Annotated in this window: 15 protein-coding genes; 10 read left to right on the top strand and 5 right to left on the bottom strand. The window is 70.9% G+C overall.

Annotated elements, in window-relative coordinates:
• From ACZ5IK_RS22045 to ACZ5IK_RS22020, 6 genes are all read left to right on the top strand, one after another.
• A complete protein-coding gene (locus ACZ5IK_RS22045; RefSeq protein ID WP_465489345.1) occupies nucleotides 1–1,041 on the top strand; it encodes a LacI family DNA-binding transcriptional regulator in 1,041 nt (346 codons plus the stop codon).
• A 78-nt stretch (nucleotides 1,042–1,119) separates the two neighbouring features.
• Nucleotides 1,120–2,271: a dihydrodipicolinate synthase family protein gene (locus ACZ5IK_RS22040; RefSeq protein WP_465489344.1), complete on the top strand. Its 1,152-nt coding sequence runs from the start codon at nucleotides 1,120–1,122 to the stop codon at nucleotides 2,269–2,271.
• A complete protein-coding gene (locus ACZ5IK_RS22035; protein WP_465489343.1) occupies nucleotides 2,271–3,077 on the top strand; it encodes a sugar phosphate isomerase/epimerase family protein in 807 nt (268 codons plus the stop codon). Before ACZ5IK_RS22040 ends, ACZ5IK_RS22035 begins: the two co-directional genes overlap by 1 nt.
• Nucleotides 3,078–3,146: 69 nt before the next feature.
• Entirely contained in the window at nucleotides 3,147–4,001 is an 855-nt protein-coding gene (locus ACZ5IK_RS22030) for a hypothetical protein (RefSeq protein ID WP_465489342.1), read from the top strand.
• A complete protein-coding gene (locus ACZ5IK_RS22025; protein WP_465489386.1) occupies nucleotides 3,958–4,632 on the top strand; it encodes a nitrilase-related carbon-nitrogen hydrolase in 675 nt (224 codons plus the stop codon). Before ACZ5IK_RS22030 ends, ACZ5IK_RS22025 begins: the two co-directional genes overlap by 44 nt.
• 76 nt (nucleotides 4,633–4,708) lie before the next feature.
• Nucleotides 4,709–5,410: a response regulator transcription factor gene (locus ACZ5IK_RS22020; RefSeq protein ID WP_101605822.1), complete on the top strand. Its 702-nt coding sequence runs from the start codon at nucleotides 4,709–4,711 to the stop codon at nucleotides 5,408–5,410.
• Here the strand turns inward: ACZ5IK_RS22020 and ACZ5IK_RS22015 are convergent.
• Genes ACZ5IK_RS22015 through ACZ5IK_RS22005 form a run of 3 tightly spaced genes read right to left on the bottom strand, consistent with a single transcriptional unit; the run spans nucleotide 5,407 to nucleotide 7,690 of the window.
• Entirely contained in the window at nucleotides 5,407–6,522 is a 1,116-nt protein-coding gene (locus ACZ5IK_RS22015) for an ABC transporter permease (RefSeq protein ID WP_465489341.1), read from the bottom strand. The two genes, ACZ5IK_RS22020 and ACZ5IK_RS22015, sit on opposite strands and share 4 nt — an antisense overlap.
• Nucleotides 6,519–7,178: an ATP-binding cassette domain-containing protein gene (locus ACZ5IK_RS22010; protein WP_465489340.1), complete on the bottom strand. Its 660-nt coding sequence runs from the start codon at nucleotides 7,176–7,178 to the stop codon at nucleotides 6,519–6,521. The genes ACZ5IK_RS22015 and ACZ5IK_RS22010 overlap by 4 nt, the downstream gene beginning before the upstream one ends.
• The gene (locus ACZ5IK_RS22005; protein WP_465489339.1) at nucleotides 7,175–7,690 is read right to left on the bottom strand and encodes a P-loop NTPase family protein; all 516 of its coding nucleotides are present in this window, start codon (nucleotides 7,688–7,690) and stop codon (nucleotides 7,175–7,177) included. The genes ACZ5IK_RS22010 and ACZ5IK_RS22005 overlap by 4 nt, the downstream gene beginning before the upstream one ends.
• A 77-nt stretch (nucleotides 7,691–7,767) precedes the next feature.
• On the opposite strand from ACZ5IK_RS22005, the gene ACZ5IK_RS22000 reads away from it, so the two are divergent.
• Together ACZ5IK_RS22000 and ACZ5IK_RS21995 are read left to right on the top strand one after the other, a co-directional pair.
• Complete coding sequence (locus ACZ5IK_RS22000) at nucleotides 7,768–9,114, top strand: sensor histidine kinase (protein WP_465489338.1); 1,347 nt, start codon at nucleotides 7,768–7,770, stop codon at nucleotides 9,112–9,114.
• A gap of 225 nt (nucleotides 9,115–9,339) precedes the next feature.
• Nucleotides 9,340–9,972, top strand: coding sequence for a TetR/AcrR family transcriptional regulator (locus ACZ5IK_RS21995; RefSeq protein WP_101605817.1), 633 nt, complete (start codon nucleotides 9,340–9,342; stop codon nucleotides 9,970–9,972).
• 93 nt (nucleotides 9,973–10,065) lie between these two features.
• On the opposite strand, the gene ACZ5IK_RS21990 is transcribed toward ACZ5IK_RS21995, so the two are convergent.
• The gene (locus ACZ5IK_RS21990; protein WP_465489337.1) at nucleotides 10,066–10,809 is read right to left on the bottom strand and encodes a TetR/AcrR family transcriptional regulator; all 744 of its coding nucleotides are present in this window, start codon (nucleotides 10,807–10,809) and stop codon (nucleotides 10,066–10,068) included.
• Nucleotides 10,810–10,870: 61 nt separating this feature from the next.
• On the opposite strand from ACZ5IK_RS21990, the gene ACZ5IK_RS21985 reads away from it, so the two are divergent.
• Nucleotides 10,871–11,740, top strand: coding sequence for an alpha/beta fold hydrolase (locus ACZ5IK_RS21985; RefSeq protein WP_465489336.1), 870 nt, complete (start codon nucleotides 10,871–10,873; stop codon nucleotides 11,738–11,740).
• Nucleotides 11,741–11,832: 92 nt separating this feature from the next.
• A complete protein-coding gene (locus ACZ5IK_RS21980; protein ID WP_465489335.1) occupies nucleotides 11,833–12,231 on the top strand; it encodes a hypothetical protein in 399 nt (132 codons plus the stop codon).
• Here the strand turns inward: ACZ5IK_RS21980 and ACZ5IK_RS21975 are convergent.
• Nucleotides 12,147–13,370, bottom strand: coding sequence for an acetyl-CoA acetyltransferase (locus tag ACZ5IK_RS21975; RefSeq protein ID WP_465489334.1), 1,224 nt, complete (start codon nucleotides 13,368–13,370; stop codon nucleotides 12,147–12,149). The two genes, ACZ5IK_RS21980 and ACZ5IK_RS21975, sit on opposite strands and share 85 nt — an antisense overlap.
• Nucleotides 13,371–13,503 lie beyond the last annotated feature (133 nt).

The raw sequence follows: 13,503 nt of genomic DNA, 5'->3' as shown, positions 1-13,503 counted from the left end.
ATGAAGGCCCGCCCCCACGTGACGCTGGAAGATGTGGCGCGCACCGCGGCCGTGTCGCTCGCGACAGCGTCCCGCGTCCTCAACGGCACCGCCACCGTCCGGGGAGATCTCCGCGAACGAGTGATCGCCGCGGCGGCCGAACTCTCGTACACCCCCAACGCTCACGCTCAGGCCCTGGCCGGTGGCTCGCAGCCCACCGTCGGAGTGATCTGCCACGACGTCGGCGATCCGTATTTCGCCGCGATCGCGGGCGGGGTCATGCGGGTGGCGAGCGAGAACGACCTCCTGGTGATGCTCGCGAGCACGTTCCGCGATCCGGCCAAGGAGGTCGCGTACGTCTCCACGCTGCGCGCCCAGCGGGCCTCGGCCATCCTGCTGATCGGTTCCGCGTTCGAGGACAAGGCATGGGAAAAGGCGATGGCCGCCGAACTCGAGCCGTACCGACGCGGCGGCGGGCACGTCGCCGCGGTCAGCAGGCACCGCGGGCTCAAGGTGGACACCGTCCAGCCCGACAATCGCGGTGGCGGCGCCGAACTGGCGAAAGCCCTGCTGGACCTGGGGCACCGGCGGTTCGCGGTACTCGCGGGGCCGAGGAGCCTGACAACCGTTGTCGACCGCCTCGACGGTTTCGCGGCGGAACTGCTGGAGCACGGCGTCGAACTCCGCGAGGACGACGTCGCGGAAGCCGCGTTCACCCGTGACGGTGGCTACGAAGCGATGGAGAAGGTGCTCGCCCGGCCGCGCAAGCAGTGGCCGACGTGCGTGTTCGCGGTGACCGACGTGATGGCGATCGGCGCGATGGCGGCACTGCGCGACGCGGGCGTCTCCGTACCCGGCGAGATGTCGATCGCCGGTTTCGACGACATCCCGGTAGTGCGCGATCTCACGCCCTCGCTGAGCACGGTGGCGCTGCCGCTGGAGAAGCTGGGCGAACGGGCCATGGACCTGGCACTCAAGGCCTCGCCCGGTACCCGGCCGCGCGTGGTGCGCATGTCCGGCGAGGTCGTCCTGCGCCGCAGCACCGCTTCCCCCGCTCGCTGAAACCCTTGTGTGCGGTCCACGCGGTGACTTACCGTGGCACGAGAAAGCGCTTTCTCACCCCCGCGCCACGGAGACCCGATGACCTTGATCGCCCTGCCCACCGCCGACGGCGGACTGGCGGAGTGGACGCCGCAAGGGGCGGAAACGCCCGCGAAACCGGCATCACCGCCGACCTCCCGGATCGCCTACGCGGCCGCACACGTGGTGGCCGACCCGTTCGCCGCCGCCGATCCCGAAGAGGGCGCGGTCCTGGACTGGGACACGACGCTCGCCTTCCGCGAGCACCTGTGGTCCTGCGGTCTCGGCGTGGCCGAGGCGATGGACACCGCGCAGCGCGGAATGGGACTGGACTGGGACACCACCAAGGACCTGATCCGGCGCACCGGCGCGCTCGCCGCGGGACGGCCGTGGGTCGCCGGGGTCGGCACCGACCAGCTCCCCGGCGGCGACGCGACCGCGGAGTCCATTGTGGATGCCTGGCGTGAGCAGCTGGACCTGGTCGGCGAGGCCGGGGCGATCCCGGTCGTGATGGCCAGCCGGGCATTGGCCGCATCGGCGTCCGGGCCCGAGGACTACCATGCCGCGTACGGGAAACTGCTCTCCGGCGCGGACCGTCCGGTCCTGCTGCACTGGCTGGGCGAGCAGTTCGATCCGGCACTGACGGGCTACTGGGGACACGGCGACGTCCGTGAGGCAGCCAAGGAACTGGGCAGGCTTTGCGCCGAACACGCCGGCGTCATCGCGGGGGTCAAGGTTTCGGTGCTCGACGCGTCGATCGAGACCGAGTTCCGCCGCGCACTGCCCGAAGGCGTCGCCTGCTACACCGGTGACGACTTCAACTACCCCGAGCTGATCGCCGGGGACGAACAGGGCCACAGCGAAGCGCTTCTGGGCATCTTCGACGCCGTCGCGCAGGTCGCGGGCGCCGCGCTCGCCCGGCTCGACGAAGGCGACAAGGCCGGTTTCCACGGCCTGCTCGACCCGACGGTCGCGCTCTCGAGGGCCATCTTCCGGGCGCCCACCAGGAACTACAAGACCGGCGTCGTCTTCCTCGCCTATCTCAACGGGCACCAGAAGCACTTCCGGATGGTGGCCGGCCGCGAATCGGCGCGGTCCATCACGCATCTGGCCGAACTGCTGCGCCTGGCGGACGCCGCCGGAGTGCTCGCCGACCCGGACCTCGCCGTCGCGAGGATGCGGCCGCTGCTGGCCGCGGCGGGGGTGGCCTGATGGACCGGTTGAGCCTGAACCAGATCACCACCAAGGCGTGGTCGCTGCCGGAGGCTGTGGCGGGGTGCGCCGACGCGGGCGTCCGCTGGATCGGCCTGTGGCGGGACAAGGTCGCCGAGACCGGCGTCGAGGAAACGGCCCGGCTGCTCAAGGAGTACGACGTCGGCGTGTCGTCGTTGTGCCGCGGCGGTTTCTTCACCGGGATCACCCCGGAAGGGTCCCCTGTGGACGGTGTCGCGCAGACGCGGGAGGCCATCGACGAAGCCGCCGCGCTGGGCGCGGAGGTCCTCGTCCTGGTCGTCGGCGGGGTGAACGGCGACCTGACGTCTTCGCGGCAGCGGGTCGCGGACGCGGTCGGCGAACTGGCGCCGTACGCCGGTGAGCGCGGGGTCCGGCTCGGTCTGGAACCGCTGCACCCGATGCAGTGCGCCGAACGGTCCGTGCTGTCCACAGTGGACCAGGCGCTCGCGATCGCGCTGGAGCACCCGGCCGACCAGGTCGGCGTGATCGTCGACGAGTTCCACGTGTGGTGGGATCCGCGGATCGAGGAGTCGATCGCCGCGGCGGCCGGACGGATCGCCGGATTCCACGTCTGCGACCAGAAGGTCCCGTTGACCGACACCCTGCTCGGCCGCGCGCTCCCCGGTGACGGCCCGATCGACCACCGGCACCTGAAGGCCTGTGTCGCGGCCGCCGGGTACACCGGGCCCATCGAGGTCGAGGTGTTCGACGCCGATCTCTGGCGCCGTCCCGGTGGCGAAGTCCTCGCGGAGACCGTCCAGGCGTATCGGGATCACGTTTCCTGACGAAAGTCAGGGTGGTCCGCTGCCCTTGGACCACTGTCCGGGCGGCCGTGGTTTCCTACCGTTCGCGGTATGAAACCACGGCTGCTCTGGTGGCTGGGCACAGCGCTGCTCCTGCTCTCCGTCCACACCGATTGGAACGTCCCGCTCGCGGCGTGGGTGTTCCCGGTCTTCCTGCTCCGCTACGCCCGCCAGGTCCCCGTCCGGCGCGCGATCCGGTTCGTGGGCCTGTCCCTGCTGATCGGGCAACTGTGCTGGCTCGGGGTCACCGGCCTGGCGTTCGTCCTGTCGGCCTTGCTCGCCTTCACCCTGCTCGCGGTGCTGCAGACGACGGCGTTCGTCGCCGACCGCATGTTCGCCGACCGTGCCGGCCCCTTGAGGACCTTGGTGTTCCCGGCGACCTTGGTGGCGGCCGAATATCTCTTCACCCTCGCCACCGGATTCGGGGACTTCGGCGCGCTCGGCAGCACCCAGTCCGGAAACCTGCCGCTGCTCCAGACGGCGTCCGTGACCGGCGTGTACGGCCTCACCTTCGTCCTCGCGTGGTTCGCCTCGGTGGTGAACACCGTTTGGGCGGAAGGGTGGCCGCGGGTCAAGCGCACCGCCCTCGTCCACGCCTGTGTGCTCGGCCTGGTGTTCCTCGCGGGCGGCGCGCGGTTGCTGTTCGACGCACCGACGACGCAGACGGTCCGGATCGCGGGGATCAGTCCCTCGACCGCCGCGGACACGGCGAGTACCGACGCGCTGGAGCGGATCGGCGTGAAGTACTGGCGGGCACAGGAAGTCAGCGCGGCGGACCCGGTCGCGGTCGGCGCGGCCCTCGCGCCGGTCACCGAAGATCTCGTGACCAGGACACGGCCAGCAGGCCTCGGCGGGGGCGAAGATCGTCATCTGGCCGGAAACGCACGCCAGCGTCCTGGAACGTGACCAGGCGGAGCTGCTGAAACGGGTCGGCGCCGAAGCGAAACAAGCGGGTATCCACGTCGGACTCGCCTACGCGCTCTACACCGCCCAAGCTCCTTACATCCGGAATCTGGCTGTGCTCGTCGGGCCGACGGGCGAAGTGCTGTGGACCTACGACAAGACGCATCCGACGCCGATGGAACCGATGAAGCCCGGCCCGGGAACCGTGCCCACCGCGGATTCGCCGTACGGACGGCTCGCGACGGTCATCTGTTACGACGCCGACTACCCCGGGCTGATGCGCCAGGCCGCGGACAAGGAGACCGGGCTGATGCTCGTGCCCGCGAACGACTGGACGGGATTCGGCTCGCTGCACTCGGAGAAAGCGGTCTTCCGCGCGGCGGAAAACGGTTACTCGCTCTTCCGGCACTCCACCCACGGTATTTCCACAGCTGTGGACAATCAGGGCCGGGTACTCGGGAAAGCCGACTATTTCCGCACCGACCAGCAGACACTCGTCGCGGATCTGCCGGTACAGCCGAGAACACAGACCGTGTACGCCCGTGTCGGCGACGTGTTCGCCTGGCTGTGTCTCGCCGTCGCCGCACTCTGTCCTTTATGGACACTACAGCGGAAACGCACAGGGAAACGTTAGCGCCCTGTTACGGACGGGGTGGTGTTCGTAACGTCTTGGCCGAAAAGAACAGTGTTCAACGGTTAAGCTCCCCCGCATGCCGAAATTGCTGGTGGTGGAAGACGACGACGCGATCGGCGGCGTCCTCGAATCGACCCTTCGCCTGCACGGCTACGAGGTTTCCTGGCAGCGGGACGGCCGCACCGCGCTCGCGGCCGCGGCGGCCGACGACATCGACTTCGTCCTGCTCGATCTCGGCCTGCCGGATCTGGACGGGGTCGAGGTCTGCCGACGGCTGCGCGCGGCGCTCCCCGGCGCCGTGCTGGTCATCCTGACCGCCCGGCAGGAGGAGATGGACGTCGTCGTCGGCCTGGAGGCCGGCGCCGACGACTACCTCACCAAACCCATCCGCCTCGGCGAACTGCTCGCCAGGGTGCGGGCGCACCTGCGGCGCGGCACGGCCCCGCCGGAGAGCAGGCCCGCGATCGCCGTCGGGCATCTGCGGGTGGACACCGCCGGGCGGCGGGTCAGCGTCGGCGGACGGGAGATCCCGTTGCGCGCCAAGGAGTTCGATCTGCTCGCCCGGCTGGCCGAACAGCCGGGCGTGGCGGTCAGCCGGGACACCCTGATGTCGGAGGTGTGGGACGCGCACTGGTACGGCTCCACGAAGACCCTCGACGTCCACATCGCCGCGCTGCGACGGAAACTGGCCGAGTCGGCGCCCACCCCCGAGCAGGCGCCGCGGATTTCGACCCTGCGCGGCCATGGCTACCGCCTCGAACAGCCCTTCGAGGGCTAATAGTCACGAAGGTCGGAGACTTCGTCGCGGGCGGCGAGCTGCGCGATCCGCGCGGACGCCGCGACGCACGAAGCGATCACGACCGCGCCCAGCATCCCGAAGTACCCGTGGGGGAAAGCCACCCATTCCACCGGGGTGAGCAGGACGAACAACACGCCGAGCAGATGCCCGGCGATCAGTCCCCCGCCGCCGACGATCAGCGCGTCGCCCGCGATGAAGGTCGCCACCTGACGGCGTTTCCCGCCGAGGGTGCTGACGATCAGCAGGTCGCGGCGGCGTTCGTTGAGCGCCAGCCCGAACGACGGTCCCGCCGCGGCCGCGGCGAGCAGGAGTGACGCCACCCGGTCCACCGTCGCCGCGGTACAGCCGTCTCTGGTGAGGGCGGACGAGATCGCGAACGCCACCGCCAGCGCGACCAGCGCCACCGACCGCGCCAGCAACGCGCTCCGCCACGAAATGGACAGCGCGAGCACCCCCGCGAGCCCGGAGACGAGCGGCCGGAGCGCCCCGCCGATCGCCCGCTTTCCCTTGCGCAGCCCCAGCTCCACCAGGCGCCACAGCAGCATCGTGCCGCCCGCCCAGCCGAGCAGCGGCCAGAAGAACGCGAGCGCGAGCAGGACGAAATCGAGGCCGTAGGCAGTCCACCAGGGCGGCCCGTCGTCGGCCGGGACGAAATACCACTCGCGCAGCACCGGCGGCAGGACGGCGAGAGCCGCGACGACCAGGCCGCCGAGCAGCAAGAGAACGATTTCCCGGACAAGGGACAACCCTGATCCGGGCAGGAAACCGGCGGCCAGCGACAGCGCGACACCCGCCACGCCACCGGCCAGCCCGGCGGCCGCGGCTTCGGCCGAGGCCAGCCCGAGCACCTGCCCGCCGGTCGCGCCGCGAGCCCGCAGCAGGTCCTGGTCTCCCCGCAGCGAACGCTCCGACGGGGCGGCCAGCAGCACCACGAGCACCGTCGCGGGTACCCACGGCGGTGCCGGTGCCCCGGTCCAGCCGTGCACCGCGAGCAGGGTGGTCACGATCGCGACCCCGGCCGCGGGCACGCCGAGCCTGGCGGGGCGCACGCGCGCGATCCCGCCGACCCACAACGCCATCGCCGCGATCACCGGTCCCGCACCAGCTTCCCGTCGACCATCGCCCAGCACTCGCCGAACAGGTCCGTCGGTGCCTGTTCGGCGGTGGCCACCAGCAACCCGGCGGCCAGCCGGTCCGCCGCGTGCACGAGCCTGCCGAAAAGCCGTTCCCCCGCGCGCTGGTCGAGCCAGCCGGCCGGGTCGTCGGCGAGGATCAGTTTCGGGGCGGGCGCGAGCGCCCTGGCCAGGATCGCCAGCCGGATCTGTTCGCCGGTCAGGTCACGGGGTGCCTTCTTGGCGAACCCGGTGAGGCCCACCAGGTCCAGCGCGCCGTCGACGGCGTCGCGGACCGCGGTCCCAGTCCGGCCCGCGAGGACCAGCGGCAGGGCGACGTTGAGCCGGACGTCGAGATCGCGCAGCAGCCCGCCGTCCTGCAGGACCAGCCCGATCAGGTCGGGGCCCGGCGGGGACGGCTCGAACGCGGGCCAGGCGATGGTGCCCGCCGTCGGTTTCTTCATCCCGGCGAGCAGGTGCAGCAGCGTGGTCTTCCCGGCACCGGCCCGGCCGGTCACCACCGCGCGGGTGTCCGTGCCGATCACGCAGCTGACGCCGTGCACGGCCACCACCGCGGTCAGCCCGGAGCCATAGGTGTGCGCCAGCTCGTCGGTGCGGACCAGCGGTGCCGTCACGCCACTCTCACGATCCGGTGCGCGGCCGCGGCGATCCCCTGATCGCGAGTCGCCACGACGACGGCCGTCCCGCGGGTCGCGACCGCGCACAGCAGGTCCATCAGTTCGAGTGCGGCGAGCCCGTCGAGTTCGCCCGCCGGTTCGTCGGCGAGTACCACCTCGGGCGCCCCGGCCAGCGCGACGGCGACACCGGCCCGCGCGCCTTCCAGGGCCGAGAGAGTGCCGGGATAGGCGCCGCCGCGGCCTGCCAGTCCGGCCAGTTCGAGCAGTTCACCGGCGTTTTCGAGGGCGCGACGGCCGGCGAGCCTTCCGGCCAGCAAGACGTTCTGCTCGACGGTGAGATGGTCGAAAAGGTTCCCGCGCCTGAGCAGGACGCCGACGCCGGGACCACCACCGGGGGTTTCCCCACCTCCGGCGGGCAGCACGGCCACACACTCGCCCGGGACGGCGAACCGGACGAGGGGGACGGATCCGGGCCCCGGGCCTGCCATGACGGCGGCACGTCGGCGCATGGCCCCAAGGTAAGGCGAACGGGGTCAACATCGCCTTGATCTCAGGTCAACGGACGGCAAAATATCGCTTCGGGTGGGTGATCCTCGCCCCCGTCGGCCACACTCTGTCCGTGCGCCGCCGGATCGTCACCCTCACCGTGCTGGCCGCGGTGCTGGCGATCACCCTCTTCGGGGTGCCGCTGGCCGTCGCGGTCGGCAAGTTCCACGAGGGGTCGTCCACCCACGACCTCGAACGCGCCGCCGACACCGTCGCCCTCGCGGTGACCGGCGAACTGGCCAACGGCCGGATCCCGGAGCTCAGACCGGTCGAAGCCGACGAGGGCGAAGATCGGATCCACGGCATCCGGGTCGCGGTCTACACGCCGACCGGCAGGCTCCTGACCGGCGACGGCCCGGCGACCGAAGACCGGTTCGTCCGCGAGGCGCACGACACCGACATGGCGACCGGGAGGCTCGGTGACGAAGTGGTCCTCGCCGTCCCGGTGCTCAGCGGGGCGGCACTGGTCGGGGTGGTCCGTGCCGCCCATCCCCGGTCCGAGCTGGACACCCGGATCCGGCTGACCTGGCTGAAGATGGCCGGGCTCGCCCTCATCGCGATCGGGGCCAGCTGGCTGATCGGACGCCGGATCGCCACCCGGCTGACCCGGCCGCTGGAGGAATTGGCCGTCACCGCCGAACGCCTCGGCGAAGGCGACTTCACCGTGCGCACGCGCCGGACCGGAGTCCGCGAGATCGATCAGGTCGCCGAAGCGCTCGACGTCACCTCCGAGCGGATCGGCGAGACGCTGGAACGGGAACGCACCTTCTCCTCCGACGCCTCCCATCAGCTGCGGACGCCGTTGACCGGGCTGCGCCTGCAACTGGAAGCGGCGCTGGAGAGTCCCGATCGCGACCCCTACGCCACGATCCGCGACGGCATCATCTCGGCCGACCGGCTGGAACGGACCATCGACGACCTGCTGGCGCTGGCCAAGCAGACCAGGGCGCCGCGTGCACTGCTCGACCTGGGCAAACTCTTCGAGGAGGTCCGCCAGACCTGGCACGGCCTGCTCGCCGGACGCGGCCGCGCGCTGCGGATCAGCGGGCGGGAAGCCCTGCCCGCGCGAGCGGCGGACGCGGCGGTGCGGCAGGTACTCGCCGTCCTGCTGGACAACGCGGCGACGCACGGACGGGGCACGGTCACCGTCGTCGCTCGCGACGCCGGTGAAGCGCTGGCCATCGACGTGAGCGACGAGGGTGCCATCCCGGACGGGACCGATCCGTTCGTGACCGAAGAGCGGACCGAGGAGCGGGAAGGCCACGGGATCGGCCTGCGGCTGGCGCGGAGCCTGTCCGAGGCGGAAGGCGGGCGGCTGCGGCTGACGAGCCCGTCGCCGACGACGTTCACCCTGCTCTTGCCCGCCGAAAGGCCTTCCCCGCATTAAGAAGGCCCGGGCCTGGCGAGCTAGGGGGGGTTACTCGCCAGGCCGGGCCGGTAGGAGGCAAACGCGCCCCGACAGCGCGCACGGCATGCCACCTGAAAGAAGACGGTAAAGACCAGCGGGCCAACAGACGGTACACGCCGGATTAACTTACACTTTGCTTTCACATGTCACAGAGAATCCCGTGACCGTCCGGCCGGGCTGAATCGATCGTGGGAAGATTGGCATATGACCACGGAGCCGGCGCCGAGATGGCGGAGACTGGAACCGGACGAGCGCAAGGAGCAGATCTTCGTCTGCGCCGCCAGGCTTTTCGGGGACCGTCCCTACTCCGAAGTGTCCACATCGGACATCGCGGCGGAGGCCGGGGTGGCCAGGGGTCTGATCAACCATTACTTCGGTACCAAACGTGAGCTCTATCTGGAGATCATCCGGCGGGCGCTGACCGTGCCGCGCCTCGCCGTCGAGATCCTGCCGGAGGGCCCGCTCGAACTGCGCGCCGACGTCGCCATCGACTGGTTCCTGGACATGGTCACCAGCCAGGAGAAGATGTGGCTGGCCGCGATCGCGCCGGAAGGAATCGGCCGGGACCTCGAAGTCGAACGGATCCTCGAAGAGGCCGATCGCGAGTCGGCCGACCGGGTGCTCGAAGCGGTCGGCCTCTCCCGCGAAAGCGAGCACGGGCAAGAGCTGAACGCGCTGGTCCGCGCGTTCGGCGGGATGGTCAAGGCGGCGGGCCGCGAGTGGCTCGTCCGCGGCTCGCTCGACCGCTCGCAGGTGCACACGCTGCTCAGCAAATCGCTGGTCACGCTGGTCGGTGAGGTGTTCCCCGAGATCCAGCGCGCCGCCCCGCGCCAGTGACATGAGAAGCCCCCGGCACCTCGAGGGGGAGGTGGGTGCCAGGGGCTTCGGGACCGGTGACGAAGCACCGGTATCCCTCCACACTACGCCGATTCACTGTCGCGGCTCTGTCAAACTTTCGATTGCGTTCAACTGGGTGAGCCGGTGCTCCAGCCCGTCGAGGCAGCGCTCGACCGCGTAGGCGTAGAGACGTTCGTAGTAGCCGGCCGCGAGATCGGGATCGGCGACCAGCGCCGCGATCGACTCACCCAGCGCCGCCATCCCCGGCAGGTCTTCGCGGGTGCGATACGCCGCGTAGCCCTCGGACCGGTCCATCTGGAGCGCCATCGCGCTCTCGCGGTCGTCCTCCATCGCGACGAACTGGCAGGCGGTCGCGAGCAGCAGGTTGTAGGCGAACGGCGCCTCGGTGCCGAATCCGGCCGCGAGCAGGCGGCCGATGCCGGTGTTCATGGTCGGCACGGCGGCGGCGACAGACGGGCCGAACAGGGCCAGCCGTCGCGCCGAACCCGGGTAGCGGCGCAGCACGGTCCGCACGGTGGGCAGGAACTCGTCGAACCAGGCCCGCCACGGCAGGGTCTCGTCGGGCAGGGTCAGCTCGCCGACCACCCGGTCCAGCACCGCGACGACGACGGTGTCCCGGTCGCCCACGTGGTGGTAGACCACCGCGGGGTAGGCGTCGACGGCGGCCGCGAGCTGCCGCAGCGTCCAGTTCTCCAGCCCGGTCTCGGCCGACAACTCCAGTGCGGCGTCGATGATCCGGTCCTTGGTGACCGCCGGCCGTCCGGAAGCCGCGCGGGATCGGGGCCGCGAACCCGCGTCTTCGGAGAAAGTCGGCATGCGGGCTACCGTATCCGCATTCGACTGGTCGCATGGCGGGGGCTTCCGGCAGGATCGTGCCATGCCCCGCGCGCGTGTGAACGGCCTCGAGCTCGAGTACGACACCTTCGGCTCCCCCGCCGATCCGCCGCTCGTCCTGGTGATGGGGCTCGGCGCCCAGATGGTCACCTGGGAGACCGGCTTCTGCGAACTGCTCGCCGAGGGCGGATTCCACGTCGTCCGGTTCGACAACCGCGACATCGGCCTCTCGTCCTATCTGGACGACCTTCCCGTACCGGACCTCGCCGCGCTGGCCTCGGGCGACCTGACGACGGCGCCGTACCTGCTCTCGGATCTCGCCTCCGACGTCACCGGGCTGTTCGACGCGCTCGGCTTCGAGCGCGCGCACGTCGTCGGCGCGTCGATGGGCGGGATGATCGTGCAGCAACTCGCGATCGACGCGCCGGAACGGCTGCTCAGCCTGACGTCGATCATGTCGACCACCGGCGATCCCTCGGTCGGGCATCCGGAGCCGGCGGCGCTGGCCGGGCTGACCCGGCCGCCCGCCGCCACCCGTGAGCAGGCCATCGAAGACGGCATCACGTGGTTCAAGCTCGTGGGCTCGCCCGGGCACCCGTCCGACGACGAGTACCTGCGGATGAAGGCCACCCGCAACCACGACCGGGCGAATCACCCGGCCGGTGCGTTGCGGCAGGCCGCCGCCGTCGTCGCTTCGGGCGACAGGACGGCGAAGCTGCGCGAGGTCCGCGTCCCGACACTCGTCATCCACGGCGAGAGCGACCCGCTGATCAACGTCAGCGGCGGGAAGGCGACCGCGGAAGTGATCCCGGACGCCGAACTGGTGGTGTTCCCCGGGATGGGGCACGAACTGCCGCGGCAGCTGTGGCCCGCGATCGCCGAGACGATCACCGCACACGCGCGCAAGGCCTGAGGGGATCAGGATTTCGTCAAGAATCCCGGCGAACGCGTAGGGAAAACGTTCACGCTGACCGCACGCCCGGTCACGCGGAGTTGACTGGTCGGATGAGGAATCCCGAGTGCTTCGGTTTCCCGTTCGGTTGTGTCGCCGTCGTCGCCGCGGCGTCGGTGGCCGGGCTCCTCGGCTCGGCGGACCATCACGGCTTGTCCTTGGCGGCACTGGGTTTCGTCGTGCTGATCGCCGGAGCGGTGACGAGCACGGCCGCCGCGGCCGGGACGGCGGTGATCGCCTGGAGTGTCCATTCGGGATTCACCGTCGGATCGCTGGGCGCACTCCAGTTCACACTCGAAACCGGCGTCGCCGCCGCCGTCTTCCTCGGGGCGACGCTCATCGGAGCGGCGTATCGCGGCCGGTGGGTTCAGCGGGCGACGACCATCGCGACCACGGTCGTGAAGGATCCGCCGACGTTCAAGGTCAGGACGTTCCGCACCCCCTCGATCTGAAGCGGCCCGGCGGTTCCCGCGACCTGGCGCGCGGCGTCGTGCACCATCCGCACCCCGGTCGCGCCGACCGGGTGACCGAGGCCGAGCAGCCCGCCGCCGGGGTTCACCGGGAGAACGCCGTCCCGCGCGATGCCGCCGGATTCGACGAGCCGTCCCGCCGCTCCCGGCGGGGCCGCGCCGAGATGTTCCAGCGCCACCAGCGCGGTGATGGTGAAACAGTCGTGCAGTTCGACGACGTCCATCTCCTCGGCGCCCGAGACCTTCGCGCGCCGGTACGCGTCGAGCACCGCGCCCCGCAGATGCGGGAACAGGTACTCCTGTCCTTCGGCGCGATCCAGCTTGCCCCGCAACGACAAATGCGCCGTCCGGTGGCCGAATCCGGCCAGCCGGGGGACTTCGGCGAGATCGCGGCCCACGCGTTTCGCCCACTCGGCGGCGAATTCCGGTGAGGCGAGGACGATCGCGGCGGCCCCGTCGGAGATGCGGCCGCAGTCGTTCTTGCGCAGCGCGCCCGCCACCACGGGGTTCAGCTGATCGTCCTGACCGAACGAGCCCTCGGGGAAACTCCAGTCGCGGGCCTGCGCCATCGGGTTGAGCGCGGCGTTCGCGAAAGCGTTGCGGGCGAACAGGCCGAGGTGCTCGGGATCGAGCCCGTACCGCCAGTCGTAGGCATCGGCGACGTCGGCGAACAAGGCGGGCCAAGGGAAATCGGCCGAGCGCGCCTCGGCGCCGACCCAGGCCGCGGAGCCGAGATGGCCCGCCGCGGACCGCGCGTCGGTGTTGCGCATGAGCTCCAGCCCGGTCACCAGCGCGACGTCGTACCGCCCGGACTCGATGTCGGCGCTCGCGGCGAGCACCGCCGTCCCACCCGAAGCGCAGGCGGCCTCGTGCCGGGTGCTCGGGACGCCGTCCAGATCCGGGACGGCCGCCACCAGCAGCCCGCCGAGCTGGGCCTGACCGGTGAACAACTCGGCCGCCAGGTTGCCGACGTGGGCGACACCGATCTCGTTCGGCTCGACCTGCGCGTCCACCAGCGCGTCCGGCACCACTTCGGCGAACATCTCGAACAGCCCGCCGCCCTCTTTCGCGAAGTTCCGCGCGAAATCGGTCTGTGCCCCGCCCAGTACGAAGACCGTCATCGGCCGGTTCCACTCTCCAGGTTCAGGGCCGGTGCCGTGCCCGAGTCGCCCCACCCCCTGGAAGGGGCGACTCGGACGGCGGCTACTCCGGCCCTCGCGCACCTGCCCACACCCCTCCGGCGGGCTGACGCGA

It is taken from the genome of Amycolatopsis sp. NPDC031561 (assembly GCF_055580625.1).
The sequence above is the reverse complement of the archived record's forward strand: the minus strand, read 5'-3'. Positions and strand labels throughout refer to the sequence as shown.

Bases quoted from the DNA above. Each gene is read 5' to 3' on its own strand.
- ACZ5IK_RS22045 (WP_465489345.1), top strand. From the start codon at position 1: ATGAAGGCCCGCCCCCACGTGACGCTGGAAGATGTGGCGCGCACCGCG.
- ACZ5IK_RS22040 (WP_465489344.1), top strand. From the start codon at position 1,120: ATGACCTTGATCGCCCTGCCCACCGCCGACGGCGGACTGGCGGAGTGG.
- ACZ5IK_RS22035 (WP_465489343.1), top strand. From the start codon at position 2,271: ATGGACCGGTTGAGCCTGAACCAGATCACCACCAAGGCGTGGTCGCTG.
- ACZ5IK_RS22030 (WP_465489342.1), top strand. From the start codon at position 3,147: ATGAAACCACGGCTGCTCTGGTGGCTGGGCACAGCGCTGCTCCTGCTC.
- ACZ5IK_RS22020 (WP_101605822.1), top strand. From the start codon at position 4,709: ATGCCGAAATTGCTGGTGGTGGAAGACGACGACGCGATCGGCGGCGTC.
- ACZ5IK_RS22005 (WP_465489339.1), bottom strand. From the start codon at position 7,690: ATGCGCCGACGTGCCGCCGTCATGGCAGGCCCGGGGCCCGGATCCGTC.
- ACZ5IK_RS21995 (WP_101605817.1), top strand. From the start codon at position 9,340: ATGACCACGGAGCCGGCGCCGAGATGGCGGAGACTGGAACCGGACGAG.
- ACZ5IK_RS21990 (WP_465489337.1), bottom strand. From the start codon at position 10,809: ATGCCGACTTTCTCCGAAGACGCGGGTTCGCGGCCCCGATCCCGCGCG.
- ACZ5IK_RS21985 (WP_465489336.1), top strand. From the start codon at position 10,871: ATGCCCCGCGCGCGTGTGAACGGCCTCGAGCTCGAGTACGACACCTTC.
- ACZ5IK_RS21980 (WP_465489335.1), top strand. From the start codon at position 11,833: ATGAGGAATCCCGAGTGCTTCGGTTTCCCGTTCGGTTGTGTCGCCGTC.
- ACZ5IK_RS21975 (WP_465489334.1), bottom strand. From the start codon at position 13,370: ATGACGGTCTTCGTACTGGGCGGGGCACAGACCGATTTCGCGCGGAAC.